Source organism: Streptomyces sp. DF42 (assembly GCF_058267695.1).
Genome location: NZ_CM177859.1, coordinates 2,109,590 through 2,128,067 on the forward strand (window position 1 = coordinate 2,109,590; position 18,478 = coordinate 2,128,067).

Below are 18,478 nucleotides of genomic sequence, written 5' to 3' on the forward strand. Positions count from 1 at the left end.
TCGCCGGTTGATCCACTACTCAGTGTCGCCTAGCGCCCGGTGAGGCGCCTGGCGTTTTCCAGGTGGCTGGTGAGCTGCTTCTGGATGCGTTCGGTCGCCTCGTCGAGCGCCTTGCGTGTACGGCGTCCGCTTCCGTCGCCCGCCTCGAACGGGTCGCCGAAGACGACGTCGATGCGGGTGCGCAGCGGAGGCAGCGCCTTTATCAACCGTCCGGGCCTGTCGGAGCTTCCCAGGACGGCGACAGGGACGATCTGGGCACCGCTGCGGACCGCGAAGTACGCGAGCCCGGCGCGCAGTGCGGCGAAGTCGCCCTCGCCACGGGTGCCCTCGGGGAAGATACCGAGGACTCCCCCGGCCGACAGGACGTCCAGGGCCTGCGTGATCGCCCCGCGGTCGGCGCCCGACCGGTCGACCTTCACCTGCCCGATGCCGAGCAGGAAGGGGTCGAGCGGGCCGATGAACGCCTCCTTCTTGATCAGGAAGTGCGTCGGCCGGGGCGCCACGCCCATGACCATCGGGCCGTCGATGTTGTGCGAGTGGTTGACGGCGAAGATCACCGGGCCGCTCGCGGGCACCTTCCAGGAACCCAGCACACGGGGCTTGAACAGCCCGTACATCAGGCCGACGCCGATACGCCGGCCGACCTCGGCGCCCTTCTCGGAGGGGAGGGAGGGTGCGGTCACTTGCCGGCCCGCTTCTCCTCGACGAGGGTGACGACGCACTCGATGACCTGCTGGAGCGTGAGTTCGGTGGTGTCCACCTCGACCGCGTCGTCCGCCTTGGCGAGCGGCGAGGTCTTGCGGGAGGAGTCGGCCGCGTCGCGCTTGATCAGCGCCTCGCGGGTGGCGTGCACGTCGGCGCCCTTCAGCTCACCGCTGCGGCGGGCGGCGCGGGCCTCCGGGGAGGCGGTGAGGAAGATCTTGAGGTCGGCGTCGGGCAGCACGGTCGTACCGATGTCGCGGCCCTCGACGACGATGCCGTGCTCCGCGGCGGCGGCCACCGATCGCTGCAGCTCGGTGATCCGGGTGCGCACCTCCGGCACCGCGCTGACCGCGCTGACCTTGGAGGAGACCTCCTGGGTGCGGATCGGGCCGGCCACGTCGGTGCCGTCGACCTCGATGGTCGGGTCGGCCGGGTCCGTGCCGGAGACGATCTCGGGCTTGCCCGTCACGGCGGCGATCGCGGACTGGTCGTCGATGTCGATCCCGTTGCTCACCATCCACCAGGTGATCGCCCGGTACTGGGCGCCGGTGTCCAGGTAGCTCAGTCCGAGCTGTGCGGCGACGGCCTTCGACGTGCTCGACTTGCCCGTGCCGGCCGGGCCGTCGATGGCGACAATCACGGGCTTGGCGACGCCGTTTTCCACGGGGGGACACCTTCCTGGTGCGGTGCGGTGGGAGTGTGGGGCGGGATCGTGCCCTGCACAAGGTTACTGGGTGCGGACCACTCGACCGGACGAGTGGTCCTTGGCCGAGGTTCGTCGCTGCACCACAGGGGCGGCGGGGGCGAGAACCTACTGCCGGATCGCCCAGCCCCGCTCCCGCAGCGCCGCCGTCAGTACCGGCGCCGCCTGTGGCTCCACCATCAGCTGGACCAGACCCGCCTGCTGCCCGGTCGCGTGCTCGATGCGTACGTCCTCGATGTTGACCCCGGCCCGGCCGGCGTCCGCGAAGATCCGTGCCAGCTGACCCGGCTGGTCGTCGATGAGGACGGCCACGACCTCGTACGCCCGCGGAGCGGACCCGTGCTTGCCGGGGACGCGGACCCGCCCGGCGTTGCCGCGCCGCAGGACGTCCTCGATGCCGGACGTGCCCGCACGCCGCTTGGCCTCGTCGGAGGACTGCAGGGACCGCAGCGCCTGCAACGCCTCCTCCAGGTCGGTGGCGACGTCGGAGAGCAGGTCGGCCACCGGGCCGGGGTTCGCGGAGAGGATGTCGATCCACATCCCGGGGTCGGAGGCGGCGATCCGGGTCACGTCGCGGATGCCCTGACCGCACAGCCGTACGGCCGCCTCGTCGGCGTTCTGCAGGCGCGCGGCCACCATGCTGGACATCAGGTGGGGCATGTGGGAGACCAGGGCGACGGCGCGGTCGTGCGCGTCGGCGTCCATGACGACCGGCACGGCACGGCAGTGCGAGACCAGCTCCAGGGCGAGGTTCAGCACCTCGGTGTCGGTGTCCCGGGTGGGCGTCAGCACCCAGGGGCGGCCCTCGAAGAGGTCGCCGGTCGCCGCCAGCGGACCGGACTTCTCCCGGCCGGACATGGGGTGCGTACCGATGTAGGCCGAAAGATCCAGGCCCAGAGTCTCCAGCTCGCGGCGCGGGCCGCCCTTGACGCTGGCCACGTCCAGGTATCCGCGGGCCACGCCCCGGCGCATGGCGTCCGCGAGCACCCCGGCCACGTGCGCGGGCGGCGCTGCGATGATCGCGAGGTCTACCGGCCCGTCGGGGGCCTCGTCGGTGCCGGCGCCGAGCGCTGCGGCCGTACGGGCCTGCCCGGGGTCGTGGTCGGCCAGGTGGACGACGACGCCCCGCTGGGACAGGGCGATGGCGGCGGACGTACCGATCAGCCCGGTGCCGATGACGAGGGCGGTTCTCACTGGGCGATGTCCTTGCGCAGGGCCGCCGCGGCGCCGAGGTAGACATGGGCGATGTCGGCGCGGGGCCGCTCGGACTCGATGTGCGCGAGGACGCGGACGACGCGGGGCAGCGCGCCCTCGATGTCCAGTTCCTGGGCGCAGATCAGCGGTACGTCGACGATGCCGAGCTTGCGGGCGGCGGCCGCCGGGAAGTCGCTGTGCAGGTCGGGCGTCGCCGTGAACCAGATGCTGATCAGGTCGTCGCCGGTCAGGTCGTTCCGCTCGAGGACGGCGGTGAGCAGGGCTCCGACCTGCTCGTCCATGTGGCCGGCCTCGTCCCGTTCCAGTTGGACGGCTCCCCGGACCGCTCGTACCGCCACGGCTTGGCTCCTTGCTGATGTACGGATCGGCTCTACGGCCGTCCAGCCTAGCCAGCCCACGACGGGCGACGTACGCGACGCCCGCCCGCTGAGACGGGAGAGCACCGCGCACACCGCTCGCCGCGCGTACCGGAGACATTGCCAATGTCACCGAATCGCCCCGATTTCGCTACTTGGCGCGAGATGCCCCTCTGCGCCTCTTTACGGCAGCCCGCCGGTCCGCTCTGATGGCAGGACACTCGCCTCGGGGGAGGCCCGTATGAAGCGTCCTGGACCGCTGATCACCCTGCTCGCGGGACTGCTGCTCGGCCTGTTCATGCTGTCGCTCAACGCGACGACGGGTACGAAGACCGTCTCGTCCACGCCCAAGAAGGAGTCGCCGCCCGCCGCGGCGTCGCCGGCCCCCAGGAAGACCACCGCTTCGCCCAGCCCGTCGCCTTCGCGGGTACCGGTGCCCGACGCCAGTTACGCCGGCCGGACCGACGACGACTCCTCCGCCGTCGCCGTGACGGTGCGCGACCGTAAGGCGATCGCCTACTTCTGCGACGGCCGCTCCAAGGAGTCGTGGCTGAGGGGTGACGTCAAGGACGACGGCAGCATGCGGCTGACCGGCAAGAACGGCGACGAGCTGAACGGCACCCTCCAGCAGGGCAAGCGCATCCACGGCTCGGTCGACGTGGGCGGCGGACACTACGCCTTCACCGCCGACGAGGCCAAGAAGCCGTCCGGGCTGTACCGGGCGACCGCGACGGTGCGCGGTGCCAGGCTCGACGGCGGCTGGATCGTCCTGCCGGGCGGAAGGCAGGTCGGCATCGTCACCCGCGACGGACGCGCCTCGGCCGCACCCACCATCGCCCCGGAGACGGGCGCGGTGACGGTCGACGGACAGAAGCTCACGGCACGTCCCGCCACCCCCTGACACCGTCGTCCGCTCCAGGGAGCCGACCATGACCGTCGACCCGAACGCCGCCACCCAGAACTTCCCCTCGCCCGGGCCCGCCCACCGCGCGCCCGGCCCGGCCCGCTACCTGGTGCCGGCCCTCGTCGCCGCCGCGGTGGCCGTCGGTCTCGGCGTGTACGGCAAGACCCACGACCCGGCCGGGACCGCCTACAACATCGCGGGGTTCAGCAGCACGGGCGCGGTGAAGTCGTGGCTGGCCACGACCGCCTTCTTCTTCGCGCTCGTCCAGGTCGTCAGCGCGTTCATGGTGTACGGCAAGCTGCCGGGCCCTCGCTGGGCGCCCGCACTGCACCGCTGGTCGGGCCGCATCGCGTTCCTGGTGGCGGTCCCGGTCGCCGTGCACTGCCTCTACGCGCTGGGCTACCAGACGTACGAAACACGCGTTTTGTTGCACTCCGCCCTGGGTTGTTTCTTCTTCGGTGCGTTCAGCGCCAAGATGCTGCTGCTCCGCTCGCAGCGGCTGCCCGACTGGCTGCTGCCGCTCGTCGGTGGGCTGGTCTTCACCGCCCTGACCCTCATCTGGCTGACCTCCGCCCTCTGGTTCTTCCGTACGTTCGGAGTGACGACATGACCCACCGCTCGACTCGGCGCACGGTTCTCCTCGCGACGGGCGCGGCCACGCTCGCCGCGGGCTGCAGCAAGTACGGCGACAACAACAGCGACTCCGGGTCCTCCTCCGTGAACGCCTCCGGCGGGCAGGAGCTGGCGAAGACGTCCGAGATCCCGGTCGGCGGCGGCAAGATCTTCAACGACGAGAAGGTCGTGGTCACCCAGCCGACGAAGAACGAGTTCAAGGCCTTCTCGGCGGTCTGCACCCACCAGGGCTGCACGGTGAGCAAGGTCGTGGACGGCACCATCGACTGCCCCTGCCACGGCAGCAAGTACCGCGTCACGGACGGCTCGGTGGCCGGCGGTCCCGCGCCCAAGCCGCTGCCCGCGAAGCAGATCAAGGTGGAGGGAAATTCGATCCGCCTGGCGTGAGGCTCCGCGTACGCTCCCGGGCATGCACCCCGAGACCCTGGTACGCGACCACACGATCTACGCGTGCGTGATGGGTTCGCGTGCCTTCGGTCTGGCGACGGAGGGCAGCGACACCGATCGCCGGGGCGTGTTCGTGGCCCCCACTCCCCTGTTCTGGCGCTTCGAGAAGCCGCCGACGCACGTGGAGGGCCCGGCCGAGGAGCAGTTCGGCTGGGAGCTGGAGCGCTTCTGCGAGCTGGCGCTGCGGGCGAACCCGAACATCCTGGAGTGCCTGCACTCCCCGCTCGTGGAGTACGTCGACGACACGGGCCGTGAACTCCTCGCGCTGCGCGGGGCGTTCCTGTCCCGCCGGGCCCACGCGACGTTCACCCGCTACGCCCTCGGCCAGCACAGGAAGCTGGAGGCCGACGTCCGCACGCACGGAGCCCCGCGCTGGAAGCACGCCATGCACCTGCTGCGCCTGTTGATGACCTCCCGCGACCTGCTGCGCACGGGCGCCCTCACCATCGACGTCGGCGACCGGCGCGAGCCGCTGCTGGCGGTCAGGCGTGGCGAGGTCTCCTGGCCGGACGTCGAGTCCTGGATGAACCGCCTGGCGGGCGAGGCGGACGAGGCGGCCCTGCACAGCCCACTGCCCGAGGAGCCGGACCACCGCCGCGTCGAGGACTTCCTCGTCCGCGTCCGCCGTACCTCAGCCCTCCGGCCGGTCGAGCCGGATGCGTACGACGAAGTCGTGCAGGGCGTCGTGGACGCCGGGGGCGTCGGGTAGGGCCGAGGTCGCCTGCTCCTCGTCCAGCACCACGTGCAGCCGCTCGACGTCGGCCTGCACACGCGCGTGGTCGACATCCGCGGCCCCGTGCTCGTGTTCCGCCTTCGCAGCGATCAGTTCCGGCAGATACGCGGGCGCCTCGCCGACCTCACCGAGCAGCGTGGGCAGATGGGCCTGCACCTCGCCGCCGCGCATCAGACGGATACCGGTGAGCAGCACCCGGAACGTGTAGAGCAGTGGCTTGAGTTCGCCGGTCTTCTCGAACAGCCGCCACTGGGTCACGGCGAAGCCCCGGTAGTGGTGGGCGTGGTGGCTGGTGAGGACGCCGGGAGCGAGCGCGGCCAGTTCCTGGTGGGCCTCGGTGGTGTGCACGACCAGGGGCGAGAGCAGCTGCTCCAGGACGTAGCCGTTGCGGCGCAGCATCAGCCGTACGAACTTGCGCAGGTCGTGGGTGACCAGGTCCATCTCGACGCCGTCCCGGTCCCACATCCGGGACCGGGTCTCCTCCGGCTCCCGCAGTCCCACCAGGTCCGCCGCGGGCAGCAGGTGCACGCCCCGCAGATCGACGTCCGAGTCGCGGGACGGGAAGCCGTAGAGGTGGGCGCCGGAGATGGTGGCGAACAGCACCGGGTCGGGCTGCTCGGCCACCACAGGCGTCAGGTCGATGTCCAGGGCGTCGATCATGCCTCAAGAATCCCAGAGGGCTCCGAAGGTCAGCAGGTCGCCCCGGTACTCGATCCGGTCCACCCACTCGGTGGGCCAGGCGTCCGCGCCCAGCCACGCCCCCGCGAAGGCCCCCGTCAGACAGGCGATGGAGTCCGAGTCGCCGGAGGTGCAGGCGGCCCTCCGGACGGCCGTCACCGGTTCGTCGACGAACAGCAGGAAGCACAACAGGCCGGTCGCCAGGGCCTCTTCGGCGATCCAGCCGGCACCGGTGGCCAGACACGGGTCGGCCTCCGGGTCGGCCGAGTGCACGGCGTCGCGAAGGCGGCCGAGGATCTCCAGGCACTCGTCCCAGCCGCGGGCGATGAACTGCTCGGGCGTGGGGTCATCGGCGCGGGTCCACAGGTCGCCGAGCCAGCGGTGGTGGTACTGACTGCGGTTGTCGTGCGCGTACAGCTGCAGCAGGTCCACGAGTTCGGCCGGCCGGGCACCCTGCGCGAGCAGCCGTACGGCACGCGCGGTGAGGTCGGAGGCGGCCAGGGCCGTCGGATGCCCGTGCGTGAGCGCGGACTGCAACTGGGCTGCGCCCGCCCGCTGTTCATCGCTCAGACCGGGCGCGAGCCCGACGGGAGCGACCCGCATGTTGGCACCGCAGCCCTTGGAGCCGATCTGGCCGGCGTCCTGCCAGACCAGGTCCGGGCGCTCCAGCAGCTCGCACGCCCTGACGCAGGTGTTGCCCGGTGCGCGGTTGTTCTCCGGCGAGCGGTTCCAGGCGACGAATTCCCGCCGAACAGCCTCGGTCATGTGCTCGGGCCCGAGCACTCCCCGGTCCATCGCCGTCCGCAGACCCCGCCCCAGCGCCAGCGTCATCTGTGTGTCGTCGGTGACGATCGCCGGCGTCGGCAGCCGCATCTCCCGCCACGGCCCGCATGTGGCGAGGATCGACGGCACGTCGTTGAACTCGGTCGGGAAACCGAGCGCGTCCCCGAGGGCGAGTCCGGTCAACGCACCTGTGGCGGCTTGCTTCCTGACGGTTGTCGCGGTCATGCGGGGCGTCCTTCCGGGGGCGGTCGCAGAAGCGGCGGAGAGAGGCTGGTGGCCGGGCCCGCGCGGTAGAGCGCGGCCGGTTTGCCGCGGCCGCCGGTCAGTCGCGCACCACCGGGGACCGGGGCGACGAAGCCGGGCGTGGCGAGCACCTTGCGGCGGAAGTTGGGACGGTCGAGGGCGGTGCCCCACACCGTCTCATAGACCTGCTGCAGCTCGCCGAGCGTGAACTCGGCCGGGCAGAAGGTGGTGGCGAGGCAGGTGTACTCGAGCTTGGCACCGACGCGTTCGTGGGCGTCGGCCAGGATCCGGTCGTGGTCGAAGGCGAGCGGGCCCGCCGCGTCGTACGGCAGCCAGCTCGCCCGCGCCGCGTCGCTGCCGGCGTGCGGTTCGGGCGCGTCGGGCAGCAGCGCGGTGAAGGCGACGGACACGACCCGCATCCGGGGGTCGCGGTCGGGCTCGCTGTACGTCCGCAACTGCTCCAGGTGGAGACCGGTGACGTCCGCGAGGCCGGTCTCCTCGGCGAGTTCGCGCCGGGCGGCCGTCTCCGCCGACTCACGCGGCTCCACGAAGCCGCCGGGCAGCGCCCAGCGTCCGGCGTACGGCTCGTGTCCGCGCTCGACGAGCAGCACATGGAGCACGCCGGAACGGACGGTGAGGACAGCGAGGTCCACGGTGACGGCGAAGGGTTCGTAGGCGTACCTGTCGTAACTCCCCTTGTCGTGGACCATGTTCACCCGCCCCCTTAATAGTCATTGCGACTATAAACAGACCCGGTGTGCTTCCACAACCCCCGCGGGGGTAACCGGGGGCCCATGGGCGAAATGCTGGTGGGCACGTGTTCATGGACGGACCGGGCGCTGGTCGGCAGCGGCTGGTATCCGCCGGGGCGGCGGGACGCGGAGGGGAGACTGCGGCACTACGCCGGGCGGTTCCCGGTCGTCGAGGTCGACTCGGCGTACTACGCGCTGCCCGGCGCCCGCACCTGCCGGCTGTGGGCCGAGCGCACACCGGACGGCTTCGTCTTCGACGTGAAGGCGTTCTCGCTGCTCACCGGCCATCCGACGCGGAGTTCGGTGATGCCGGACGGGCTGCCCGCCGATCCGGGGGACCCGAAGGCGCTCGACGAGGTGTGGGCGCGGTTCACCGAGGGCATCGGGCCGCTGCGCGCGGCCGGCCGGCTCGGCAGCGTGCTGTTCCAGTTACCGCCGTGGGTCCGGCCCGGGCGGCGGGCCGGCGAGTTCCTCCGTGAGTGCGCCGAGCGGACCGCTGGGTGGCCGGTCTCCGTGGAGTTCCGGCATCCCGGCTGGTGGCGGGAGGAGTGGGCCGAGGCGACCCGCGCGCTGCTCACCCGGTACGGCATGACCGCCATCGCGGTCGACATGACGCAGACGCTGCCCTCGTCCGTCCCGCCCGTCACGCCGGTCACCTCGCGGCGGCTGTCCGTCGTCCGGTTCCACGGGCGGAGCGCCGCCTGGGGGTCGGGGAGCAAGGAGGACCGGTTCCGGTTCGACTACGGCGAGGACGAACTCGTCGGGTGGCTGCCGCGATTGCGGGCGCTGGCCACGCGCGTCGACCAGCTCCACGTGCTGTTCAACAACTGCTGCGGTACGGCCGCGGTCCGTGCCGCCGAGAGCACGCAGCGGCTGCTCGACGGCACGGACCGAGATCACGCGCGCGTGCGGGAGGGGGCGAAGGCCGCCACCACCGCCCCGGCTCCCGCGGCCCCCGCCGACACCCACAGCGCCGGCGCACAGCCGTCCAGGAAGGCGGCGGGCGAGCCGTAGCCGCCGTACTGCGTGAAGACGAGAGCGGCGACGGCGACGCCGAAGACTCCGCCGAGTTCGCGCAGCGCGTTGTTCACGCCGGCCGCGACGCCCGCGTCGCCGAGGGGCACGGACGAGGTCACGGCGTTCGCGACACTCGGGAACACCATGGAGATGCCGATGCCCGCGATGATCAGCGGGACGACCAACTGGCCGTATCCGACGCCGGGTTCGACCTGCCAGGCCAGCAGGGCCAGGCCGGTGGCCATCAGGACCATGCCGGCGAGCAGGAAGGGCCGGGTGCCGAAGCGGTCCGCGAGCGCGCCCGCGACCGGGGCGACCAGCAGCGGCATGGCGTTCCAGACGAGGATGCGCACGCCCGCCTCCAGCGGGGAGTAGCCGAGCCCGGTCTGGAAGAGCTGCGTGATCATAAAGAGGGCGCCCAGCAGGGACCCGAAGAGAAGGAAGGCGACCGCGTTGGCGGTGGAGAAGCCGCGGTTCCGGAAGTGCCCGAGAGGCAGCATCGGATACCGGGCGCCCCTGCGTTCCCAGGCGAGGAAGGCCGCCGTGAACACGACCCCCGTGGCCAGCGCGGACAGCACCTCGGCGCTCCCCCACCCGGCCTGCGGGGCCCGCACCGGCGCCCAGGCCAGGCCCGTCAGGCCGACGGCCGCCAACACCAGGCCCACCAGGTCGAGTTGGGGCCGGGTGCCGTAACTCTCGCGGAGCTTCGTGGCGGCGAGGGGCAGCATCGCGAGCCCGATCGGCACGTTCAGCCAGAAGATCCACTGCCAGGACAGGCCCTCGGTGACAGCCCCGCCGAGCACGGGTCCGGCGGCCACCCCGAGCCCGGTCACCCCGCCCCACACACCGATGGCGACGCCCCGCTTCTCGGCCGGGAACGCGTCGCTGATCAGGGTCAGGGTGAGCGGGAGGAGTACGGCCGCGCCGGCGCCCTGCACCACGCGCGCGCCGATGAGCGGCCCGGGGCCGCCCGCCAGCGCGGAGGCGGCGGAGCCGAGGGTGAAGACGGCGAGCCCGACGAGGTACATCCGCCGCCGTCCGAACCGGTCGCCGAGCGCGGCGCCGGTCAGGGTCAGGCAGGCGAAGACCAGGTTGTAGGCGTTGATCGTCCATTCCAGGTCCGACAGGCTCGCCCCGAAATCGGCCCGCAGGGCGGGCAGCGCGGTGGCGACCACCACGACGTCCAGGGAGCAGAGCAGCGCGCCCAGTCCGGCGAGGACGACGGTCCACACCGGTCGGGCCGGGGCCGTTTCGGTGGGTGGTTCGGTTACGGAGACACGCAGTGTGTCGGTCATGACGGGGGTTCCTTCCGTGAGCTCTTGAGGTCGCTCACGGAAGGCAGACCACCCTCATCCCGGAAAGGAATCGCGCCGCCCCAGAAAGGCCAGCAGCCGGACCTGAGGCGGCGCGCACGCCGCCACGGTGACCGGCTCGGCGAACCGCACGCCCCGGTCCTCGTCGGCGACCACGCACCGCGCGACGGGCAGCAGCTCGGCCGCGAGCGGGGCCGGGATGGGCCGCGGCCGCCCGCAGGCCTGCGCGACGTCCCATCCGTGCACGGCGATCTCCACGGACCCCACGGCGGCCATCACCCGCACGTCCAGCGGCAGTTCACCCACCAGGACCCGCTCCCCGGGCCCGGCCGCCCAGGCACCGAGCACGGCACACGCGCGCGTGCGGAACGCGCACGCGGGGTCGACGGCCTCCGGCTCCCGGGGAAACACCCCGATCCGCCCGCCCGTCAGCCCCTCGTGCAGGGCGTCCAGCGAGTCGTCGAGATGCGCGAGCAACTCCCGCAGGTCCCACCGCCCGCACGGCGTGCCCCGGCCCAGCCCACCGGGCGCCACCCCGGCGACGCTCCCCAGCGCATACGCGAGCGAACGCTCCAGCAGATCCCCGGCGTTCACCGGAGTCCACCCTGCCCTGCAGGCTCGGGCGCGGACTCACTGCACGACATCGCCCGGGGGAACCCGAAGCGGACGACCTGGTCCAGGTCGATGAAGGCCGTGATGCGGGCCACCGTGCCGCCTTCGACGGTGAGCACCTGCACGGAGTGCGCGCGCAGGACGCCGTCGGCCCCGCGCACGTACATGACGAGGGCCGGCTGCCCGTTCGCGCGCGTGGGCAGCATCCGGTAGCGGCCCTCCCCGTGCCCCCGGGACCGCAGGAACAGCAGCACGTCCTTCTTGCCGCGGAACCATTCCAGGTGGGGCGGCATCTCCAGCTCGACGCCGTCCTGGAGGAGGTCGAGCAGCGCGTCCATGTCAGCGTGCTCGAAGGCGGCCATGTACCGGTCGAGGACGTCACGGTCCGCCGCGCCCTCGGGCTCCACGACGAGATCCTCGTCCGGGGCGATCTCGTCGAGCCGGGCACGCGCGCGTTGCAAGGCGCTCTTGACGGCCGCGTCCGACGTCCCGAGCAGCGCCGCGACCTCGTGCGACCGCCAGGCCATGACGTCCCGCAGGATGAGCACGGCCCGCTGCCGCGCGGGCAGATGCTGGAGCGCGGCGACCAGGGCGAGCCGCAGGCTGCCGCGGGCGGTCACGACGGTCGCCGGGTCGACGAGCGAGTCGGGCAGCGGCTGCAGCCAGGGAACGTCCGTGACAGGGGCCCTGAGCGCCTCCTCAGGCGCCTGGGACGGCGCGCCGAGCCCCGAGGGCAGGGGACGCCTCGCACGGCTCTCCAGCGCCGTCAGGCACGTGTTGGTGGCGATGCGGTGGAGCCAGGTCCGCAGGGAGGCCCGGCCCTCGTAGCCGTCGTAGGACCGCCAGGCCCGCAGATACGTCTCCTGCACCAGGTCCTCGGCCTCGTCCACCGAGCCGAGCATCCGGTAGCAGTGCGCGAGCAGCTCCCGCCGGTAGGGGTCCGTCAGCCGGACGAACTCGTCGCGGTCCGTCGTCGTAGCAGCCATGCCTGCCCACTCCTCTCGCCGGTCACGCAGTACAGACCGGCGAGAGAGCGAAAACGAATCGCTGGAGAACGGATCGCTGGAGACGAATCTCCAGAGGATCTCTAGAGGTCGACTTCCTGCATCAGCATCCCGACCTCGGTGTTGGACAGCCGCCGCAGCCAGCCCGACTTCTGGTCGCCCAGGGTGATCGGCCCGAAGGCGACCCGCACCAGCTTGTCGACGGGGAAGCCTGCCTCGGCGAGCATCCGGCGGACGATGTGCTTGCGGCCCTCGTGCAGGGTGACCTCGACGAGGTAGTTCTTGCCGGTCTGCTCGACGACCCGGAAGTGGTCCGCCTTCGCGTACCCGTCCTCCAGCTGGATGCCGTCCTTGAGCCGCTTGCCCAGGTCGCGCGGGATCGGGCCCACGATGTGCGCGAGGTAGACCTTCTTCACGCCGTACTTGGGGTGGGTCAGCCGGTGCGCCAGCTCGCCGTGGTTGGTGAGCAGGATGACGCCCTCGGTCTCGGTGTCGAGCCGGCCGACGTGGAAGAGCCGCGTCTCGCGGTTCGTCACGTAGTCGCCGAGGCACTGCCGGCCCTCGTTGTCCTCCATCGTCGAGACGACGCCGGCCGGCTTGTTCAGCGAGAAGAACTGGTACGACTGCGTCGCGACCGTCAGCCCGTCGACCTTGACCTCGTCCTTCTCCGGGTCGACGCGCTTGCCCTGCTCCAGGACGATCTCGCCGTTGACCTCGACGCGGGCCTGCTCGATCAGCTCCTCGCAGGCACGCCGGGAGCCGTAGCCCGCGCGCGCGAGGATCTTCTGCAGCCGCTCGCCCTCCTGCTCGGCGCCCGGGAAGGTCTTGGGCAGCTTGACGTCCTTCTTGCCCGCGTACCGCTCGCGGTTGCGCTCCTCGGCCCTCGCCTCGTACTCGCGGGAGGTCGCCGGGACCGAACGGCCGCGCCCGGTGCCCTGGCCCTGCTTGGGCCCGCCCTTGGCACCTCCCCGTGCGGAGGCGCCGCGCCCGGACTTCGGTCCTTCGTGGGTGGCGCCGGGGCCCACGTCGTAGCGGCGCTCCTCGGGACGGGGCTTGCCCGCGCGCTTCGGCCTGTCGTCGCGCCCTCCCCCGCCCTTCGGCTGGGAGCCGCCCCCACCGCTACCGCGGGGGTTGCCGCGCCCGTTGTTCCTGCCACTGCCGCTGCCACTGCTTCGCATCAAAGTTCCGTCGTCGTCGTGTCGTCTGCATCTGCATCCGGTGCGTCCGGATCGAACGACGGGACCCCTTCCAGCGTCTCGGCCTCGATCGCCTCCGCCTCCGGGAGGAAGGGCGCGAGTTCCGGGAGCTCGTCCAGACCGCGCAGGCCCATCCGCTCCAGGAAGTAGTTCGTCGTCGTGTACAGGATCGCACCTGTTTCGGGTTCCGTGCCCGCCTCCTGGACCAGACCGCGTTGCAGGAGGGTGCGCATGACCCCGTCGCAGTTGACTCCTCGTACGGCCGAGACGCGGCTGCGGCTCACCGGCTGGCGGTAGGCGACGACCGCCAGTGTCTCCAGTGCGGCCTGGGTGAGGCGGGCCTGCTGGCCGTCCAGTACGAAGCCCTCCACGGCCGCCGCGTACTCGGGGCGGGAGTAGAAACGCCAGCCGCCGGCGATCAGCCGCAGCTCGAAACCGCGGCCCTGGACGGTGTACTCGTCGGCGAGCTCCCGCAGCGCGTCCCCGATCTGCCGCTTGGGCCGCTGGAGGATCTTCGCGAGGTGCTCCTCGGTGGCGGGCTCGTCCACGACCATGAGGACGGCCTCCAGAGCGGGCTTGAGGTCGAGGTCGGCGACGGTGCGCAGCCCGGCCGGAACGTCGGTGGTCTCCTCGCTCACGCCTTCTCCTCCTTGCCTTCGCCCTTGCCGTCCTGACCGCCCTTGTCACCCTTGCCGTCCTTGGGCTCCTCGGGCGGTCGGTCGAACTCGTCCGTCACCCTGGGCGTCTCGTCGCCGTCCCCACCGGTCCAGCGCACGATCAGCTCGCCGAGAGCCGTCTCCTGGTCCAGCGCCACGGCCTTCTCCCGGTAGAGCTCCAGCAGCGCCAGGAAGCGCGCCACGACGGTGAGCGTGTCCTCGGTGTCCTCGACCAGCACCCGGAAGCTGGCCCGGCCGAGTTCCCTCAGCCGCGCCACCACGATCCCGGCCTGTTCCTGCACGCTGACCAGGGGCGCGTGGATGTGGTCGACGTACACCTGCGGCTTGGGCTTGGGCTGCATCGCCTTGACGGCGAGCTTCGCAAAGCCCTCCGCGCCGATGCTGATGACCACCTCGGGCAGCAGCTCGGCGTGGTGCGGTTCGAGGCCGACGGTACGGGGGTAGCGGCGGGCCTCTTCGTCGAGGCGGCGGTTGAAGATGTCCGCGATCTGTTTGTACGCGCGGTACTGCAGCAGCCGCGCGAACAGCAGGTCGCGCGCTTCGAGGAGCGCGAGGTCGGCCTCGTCCTCCACCTCCGCGGAGGGCAGCAGCCGGGCGGCCTTGAGGTCGAGCAGTGTGGCCGCGACGACCAGGAACTCGGTCGTCTGGTCCAGATCCCAGTCCGGCCCCATCGCGCGGATGTGCGCCATGAACTCGTCGGTCACCTTGGACAGCGCGACCTCGGTGACGTCCAGCTTGTGCTTCGAGATCAGCTGGAGGAGCAGGTCGAAGGGGCCCTCGAAGTTGGACAGCCGGACCTTGAAGACACCGTCGCCGGGTTCGTCGGGATCACGGAAAGCCCCTTCGGACACCCCTCCCGCTTCCGGGACCCCTGCTCCGACGCCGGACTCGACGAAGCTTTCGGGCACCACGGCCTGGGGCACGTGCACGGGCTCCGGCGTCAGGACCTCCGGCTTGAAGACCGCCTCCGCCTCCAGCACCGGCGCCACAGGCGTCGTCGACCCGGGAACCGGCTCGGGGACGAGCGCCTCTGCCTTCGCCTCCGTCGGGGCCGGAGGCTCCGCGAGGGGCGGCTCCACCGCGGACGGTGCCGTGGGCTCGGCCCGCGGAGTGCCCGCTGCGGGGCCCCTCCCCAGCGCACGCCGACGGCCGGCGGAGGCGCCGGGGGCGGGAACGTCGTTGGAGGTCATGGCCTCCGCAGGCTACCGCTACCGCCCGCGCAGTCGGCGTACGAGAATGCTCGCGTCCCCGCGGGACTCCAGATCGGCCAGCACCACGGCGACCGCCTCACGGACGATCCGCCCGCGGTCGATCGCCAGCCCGTGCTCGCCCCGGAGCACCAGGCGCGCGTGCTCCAGGTCCATGAGCTCCTCGGCGGACACGTACACGGTGATCTTCTCGTCGTGCCGCTCGCGCCCGCTGGGCCGACGCGAGGGGCTCCGTCCGCGCTTGCGGGGCTGGGCGTTGCCGGAGGCCGCGGCAGAACCTTCCTGCGCCCCCTGACGTCGCCCGGAGCTCTCCCCGGTCGCGGCCCGGCTGCGGGACTCCCCGCCGTCGGCCGACTCCGACTCCGCGGCCACATGCTCCGCCCCCTCGCCGTCGCCGCCCTGCACGGGCACCGACTGCGGGGCGTCCTCGGACGACGCGGCCGCGGCCCCGTCGCTCTCCCCCGCGGGAGCGGGCACACGGGCTTCGCCGTTGGCCCCCCGCCGCGGAGTGGACGGCTGGAGCGCCGTTCCCCCTGTCGTACGGAAGAGTTCGTCGGCCCCCGGCAGACTCACTCGGCGTGACACCGGGCGAGCACCTCCCTGGCGAGCTGACGGTAGGCGGCGGCGCCGACGGAGTTGGAGGCGTACGTGGTGATCGGCTCACCGGCGACCGTGGTCTCCGGGAAGCGGACGGTGCGCCCGATGACCGTGTGGTAGACGTGGTCGTCGAACGCCTCGACGACACGCGCGAGCACCTCACGGCTGTGCACGGTGCGCGAGTCGTACATCGTGGCGAGGATGCCATCCAGTTCCAGCTCGGGGTTGAGCCGCTCCTGGACCTTCTCGATGGTCTCCGTCAGCAGGGCGACACCACGCAGCGCGAAGAACTCGCACTCGAGCGGCACTATCACCTTGTGCGCGGCCGTCAGCGCGTTGACGGTGAGCAGGCCGAGCGAGGGCTGACAGTCGATCACGATGTAGTCGTAGTCGGCCATGAGCGGCTTCAGGGCGCGCTGGAGCGTGGACTCGCGCGCGACCTCGCTCACCAGCTGCACCTCGGCGGCGGACAGGTCGATGTTGCTGGGCAGCAGGTCCATGTTCGGGACCGCCGTCTTCAGGAGCACCTCGTCGGCCGCCATGCCCCGCTCCATGAGCAGGTTGTAGACGGTGAGGTCGAGCTCCATCGGATTGACGCCGAGGCCCACCGACAGCGCGCCCTGCGGGTCGAAGTCCACGAGCAGCACGCGCCGGCCGTACTCCGCGAGCGCGGCACCCAGGTTGATGGTCGACGTCGTCTTGCCCACGCCGCCCTTCTGGTTGCACATCGCGATGATCTTCGCGGGGCCGTGGTCGGTCAGCGGGCCCGGGATCGGGAAGTACGGCAGCGGGCGCCCGGTCGGGCCGACACGCTCACGGCGCTGCCGGGCGGCGTCGGGCGCGAGCGTGGCCGCGTACTCGGGATCCGGCTCGTACTCCGCGTCGGGATCGTAGAAGTGCCCTTCGGGCAGTTCGTCGTAGACGGCGAGGTGGTTGTGGGGCGCGCCACTTCCGTCGCCGGCCATGGCGTTCACGTGATGGCCATCCATGCTCTTGTGTGCTGTCCGGATCACCTGCGGACCCGGGCTCTGTCGGGCTGCGAAGGTACGCACAGCAACGGAGCCGACAGCCTCGAACCCCGCGGGACCCTGGTCCCGTACAGGCGTTCCTGGTTGACCACCCCCGGGAGAAAATGTCGACTCATTCACAAGTCGTCTTACCTCCTTGGTGACCAGGAAACTTCTAGACAGGTCGGCGTGACACCAAGCCGACGGTTGGCGACTCTATGGCGTGTCGGGCATCCGCAGCAACACAATCCGCCGGACCCGGCAGGATGTGTCGGCAATGAAACATCCCTCTGTCAAGGGCGTACGGCCGTCGCACGGCAGGTTTCACCGGTGTGCGAATCGACCAAAGGGTTACGTTCGAGGCGAGTTGGCCGAGAGCCGCAAAGTGACCATACACACATCCGGCCGGACCTTGTCGGGCAAGGTCCGGCCTGGTGCGCACGGTTGACGACCTGTGTTGACGTATCGCCTTTTACCGAATGGTGACTTAGCGGCTCGGCGACGAACAGCCCGGTCGGGGTTCAGCCGAGGAGGGTCTCGAGCTCCACATGCTCAAGGCCGTGCGCCTCGGCGACCTCGCGGTAAACGACCTTGCCCTCATGGGTGTTGAGGCCCTTGGCGAGCGCGGGATCCCGGCGCAGCGCCTCCACCCAGCCCCGGTCGGCGAGTTCGACGATGTAGGGCAGGGTGGCGTTGGTCAGCGCGTAGGTGGAGGTGTTGGGCACCGCGCCGGGCATGTTGGCGACGCAGTAGAAGACCGAGTTGTGGACCGTGAAGGTCGGCTCGGCGTGCGTGGTCGCACGGGAGTCCTCGAAGCAGCCACCCTGGTCGATCGCGATGTCGACAAGGACACTCCCCGGCTTCATGCGGGAGACGAGCTCGTTGGTGACCAGCTTCGGGGCCTTCGCGCCCGGGATGAGGACGGCGCCGATGACGAGGTCGGCGTCCAGGACGGCCTTCTCCAGCTCGAAGGTGTTGGACATGATCGCCCGGACCTTGGTACCGAAGACCTTGTCCGCCTCGCGGAGCTTGTTGATGTCGCGGTCGAGCAGCGTGACGTGGAAGCCCATGCCGACGGCGATCTGCGTCGCGTTCCAGCCGGAGACGCCGCCGCCGATGACGACGGCCTTCGCGGGCTGGGTGCCGGGGACGCCGCCGGGGAGCACACCGCGGCCGCCTGCCGAGCGCATCAGGTGGTAGGCGCCGACCTGCGGGGCCAGCCGGCCCGCGACCTCGGACATCGGGGCGAGCAGCGGCAGCGCGCGACTGGGGAGCTCGACGGTCTCGTAGGCGATCGCCGTGGTGCCGGACTCGATGAGCGCGTCGGTGCACTCCTTGGAGGCGGCCAGGTGCAGGTACGTGAAGAGCGTCTGGTCCTTGCGGAGGCGGTGGTACTCCTCGGCGATGGGCTCCTTGACCTTCAGCAGCAGGTCGGCGGTGGCCCACACCTCGTCGGCGGTACCCAGGATCCGGGCGCCGGCGGCGACGTACTCCTCGTCCGGGATCGAGGAGCCGATGCCGGCACCCCGCTCGATGACGACCTGGTGGCCGTGGCGCACCAGCTCGTGCACACCGGCGGGGGTGATGGCCACCCGGAACTCGTTGTTCTTGACCTCGCGGGGGATGCCGACCTTCACGTGGATCACGGTCCTTGGCTCAGTGGGTGTAGGGCAATACAACACATACCCAGGCATGCAT

The 18,478-nt window shown here is 71.3% G+C and carries 21 protein-coding genes; 5 read left to right on the forward strand and 16 right to left on the reverse strand.

All coding sequences use genetic code 11. The annotated features are described in order from the left end of the window. Positions 1 to 29: 29 nt before the first annotated feature. From ACYUED_RS09565 to aroH, 4 genes are all read right to left on the reverse strand, one after another. On the reverse strand, positions 30 to 722 hold the full coding sequence (locus ACYUED_RS09565; RefSeq protein WP_491291850.1) for a lysophospholipid acyltransferase family protein: 693 nt from the start codon (positions 720 to 722) through the stop codon (positions 30 to 32). Continuing rightward, on the reverse strand, positions 680 to 1,366 hold the full coding sequence (gene cmk / locus ACYUED_RS09570; protein WP_491291851.1) for a (d)CMP kinase: 687 nt from the start codon (positions 1,364 to 1,366) through the stop codon (positions 680 to 682). The genes ACYUED_RS09565 and cmk overlap by 43 nt, the downstream gene beginning before the upstream one ends. A 147-nt stretch (positions 1,367 to 1,513) precedes the next feature. Beyond that, complete coding sequence (locus ACYUED_RS09575) at positions 1,514 to 2,599, reverse strand: prephenate dehydrogenase (RefSeq protein ID WP_491291852.1); 1,086 nt, start codon at positions 2,597 to 2,599, stop codon at positions 1,514 to 1,516. Beyond that, on the reverse strand, positions 2,596 to 2,958 hold the full coding sequence (gene aroH, locus ACYUED_RS09580; protein ID WP_491291853.1) for a chorismate mutase: 363 nt from the start codon (positions 2,956 to 2,958) through the stop codon (positions 2,596 to 2,598). The genes ACYUED_RS09575 and aroH overlap by 4 nt, the downstream gene beginning before the upstream one ends. A 259-nt stretch (positions 2,959 to 3,217) precedes the next feature. On the opposite strand from aroH, the gene ACYUED_RS09585 reads away from it, so the two are divergent. Genes ACYUED_RS09585 through ACYUED_RS09600 form a run of 4 tightly spaced genes read left to right on the forward strand, consistent with a single transcriptional unit; the run spans position 3,218 to position 5,669 of the window. Beyond that, the gene (locus ACYUED_RS09585; RefSeq protein ID WP_491291854.1) at positions 3,218 to 3,877 is read left to right on the forward strand and encodes a hypothetical protein; all 660 of its coding nucleotides are present in this window, start codon (positions 3,218 to 3,220) and stop codon (positions 3,875 to 3,877) included. Between the two features lie 28 nt (positions 3,878 to 3,905). Beyond that, entirely contained in the window at positions 3,906 to 4,490 is a 585-nt protein-coding gene (locus ACYUED_RS09590) for a DUF6529 family protein (RefSeq protein WP_491291855.1), read from the forward strand. Continuing rightward, entirely contained in the window at positions 4,487 to 4,900 is a 414-nt protein-coding gene (locus ACYUED_RS09595; protein WP_491291856.1) for a Rieske (2Fe-2S) protein, read from the forward strand. The genes ACYUED_RS09590 and ACYUED_RS09595 overlap by 4 nt, the downstream gene beginning before the upstream one ends. A 22-nt stretch (positions 4,901 to 4,922) precedes the next feature. Then, positions 4,923 to 5,669 carry a nucleotidyltransferase domain-containing protein gene (locus tag ACYUED_RS09600; RefSeq protein ID WP_491291857.1) on the forward strand — a complete coding sequence of 249 codons (747 nt, stop codon included), beginning with the start codon at positions 4,923 to 4,925 and terminating at the stop codon, positions 5,667 to 5,669. Here ACYUED_RS09600 and ACYUED_RS09605 read toward each other — a convergent pair. The 3 genes from ACYUED_RS09605 to ACYUED_RS09615 are packed head-to-tail and all read right to left on the reverse strand — an operon-like array spanning position 5,592 to position 8,107. Then, a complete protein-coding gene (locus tag ACYUED_RS09605; RefSeq protein WP_491291858.1) occupies positions 5,592 to 6,353 on the reverse strand; it encodes a nucleotidyltransferase domain-containing protein in 762 nt (253 codons plus the stop codon). The genes ACYUED_RS09600 and ACYUED_RS09605 overlap by 78 nt on opposite strands. 3 nt (positions 6,354 to 6,356) lie before the next feature. Continuing rightward, the gene (locus ACYUED_RS09610; protein WP_491291859.1) at positions 6,357 to 7,379 is read right to left on the reverse strand and encodes an ADP-ribosylglycohydrolase family protein; all 1,023 of its coding nucleotides are present in this window, start codon (positions 7,377 to 7,379) and stop codon (positions 6,357 to 6,359) included. After that, positions 7,376 to 8,107 (reverse strand): NUDIX hydrolase, encoded by a 732-nt coding sequence (locus ACYUED_RS09615; protein ID WP_491291860.1) that lies wholly within the window; start codon positions 8,105 to 8,107, stop codon positions 7,376 to 7,378. Before ACYUED_RS09615 ends, ACYUED_RS09610 begins: the two co-directional genes overlap by 4 nt. Before the next feature lie 84 nt (positions 8,108 to 8,191). Here ACYUED_RS09615 and ACYUED_RS09620 point away from each other — a divergent pair, with 84 nt between their 5' ends. Further along, positions 8,192 to 9,163 (forward strand): DUF72 domain-containing protein, encoded by a 972-nt coding sequence (locus tag ACYUED_RS09620; protein WP_491291861.1) that lies wholly within the window; start codon positions 8,192 to 8,194, stop codon positions 9,161 to 9,163. Here ACYUED_RS09620 and ACYUED_RS09625 read toward each other — a convergent pair. The 9 genes from ACYUED_RS09625 to ald all read right to left on the reverse strand — a co-directional run bounded on the left by ACYUED_RS09625 (position 9,046) and on the right by ald (position 18,417). Then, on the reverse strand, positions 9,046 to 10,461 hold the full coding sequence (locus ACYUED_RS09625; protein WP_491291862.1) for an MFS transporter: 1,416 nt from the start codon (positions 10,459 to 10,461) through the stop codon (positions 9,046 to 9,048). The genes ACYUED_RS09620 and ACYUED_RS09625 overlap by 118 nt on opposite strands. Positions 10,462 to 10,515: 54 nt before the next feature. Beyond that, on the reverse strand, positions 10,516 to 11,073 hold the full coding sequence (locus tag ACYUED_RS09630) for a TIGR03086 family metal-binding protein (protein ID WP_491291863.1): 558 nt from the start codon (positions 11,071 to 11,073) through the stop codon (positions 10,516 to 10,518). Then, on the reverse strand, positions 11,070 to 12,077 hold the full coding sequence (locus ACYUED_RS09635; protein WP_491291864.1) for a sigma-70 family RNA polymerase sigma factor: 1,008 nt from the start codon (positions 12,075 to 12,077) through the stop codon (positions 11,070 to 11,072). Before ACYUED_RS09635 ends, ACYUED_RS09630 begins: the two co-directional genes overlap by 4 nt. 101 nt (positions 12,078 to 12,178) lie before the next feature. Beyond that, entirely contained in the window at positions 12,179 to 13,273 is a 1,095-nt protein-coding gene (locus tag ACYUED_RS09640) for a pseudouridine synthase (protein ID WP_491291865.1), read from the reverse strand. Beyond that, positions 13,273 to 13,929 carry an SMC-Scp complex subunit ScpB gene (gene scpB / locus ACYUED_RS09645; protein WP_266511700.1) on the reverse strand — a complete coding sequence of 219 codons (657 nt, stop codon included), beginning with the start codon at positions 13,927 to 13,929 and terminating at the stop codon, positions 13,273 to 13,275. The genes ACYUED_RS09640 and scpB overlap by 1 nt, the downstream gene beginning before the upstream one ends. Continuing rightward, the gene (locus ACYUED_RS09650; protein ID WP_491291866.1) at positions 13,926 to 15,158 is read right to left on the reverse strand and encodes a segregation and condensation protein A; all 1,233 of its coding nucleotides are present in this window, start codon (positions 15,156 to 15,158) and stop codon (positions 13,926 to 13,928) included. The genes scpB and ACYUED_RS09650 overlap by 4 nt, the downstream gene beginning before the upstream one ends. Before the next feature lie 18 nt (positions 15,159 to 15,176). Beyond that, positions 15,177 to 15,761 (reverse strand): hypothetical protein, encoded by a 585-nt coding sequence (locus ACYUED_RS09655; RefSeq protein ID WP_491291867.1) that lies wholly within the window; start codon positions 15,759 to 15,761, stop codon positions 15,177 to 15,179. Further along, a complete protein-coding gene (locus ACYUED_RS09660; RefSeq protein ID WP_266795841.1) occupies positions 15,746 to 16,921 on the reverse strand; it encodes a ParA family protein in 1,176 nt (391 codons plus the stop codon). Before ACYUED_RS09660 ends, ACYUED_RS09655 begins: the two co-directional genes overlap by 16 nt. A 380-nt stretch (positions 16,922 to 17,301) precedes the next feature. Further along, complete coding sequence (gene ald, locus ACYUED_RS09665; RefSeq protein WP_491294195.1) at positions 17,302 to 18,417, reverse strand: alanine dehydrogenase; 1,116 nt, start codon at positions 18,415 to 18,417, stop codon at positions 17,302 to 17,304. Between the last annotated feature and the right edge of the window lie 61 nt (positions 18,418 to 18,478).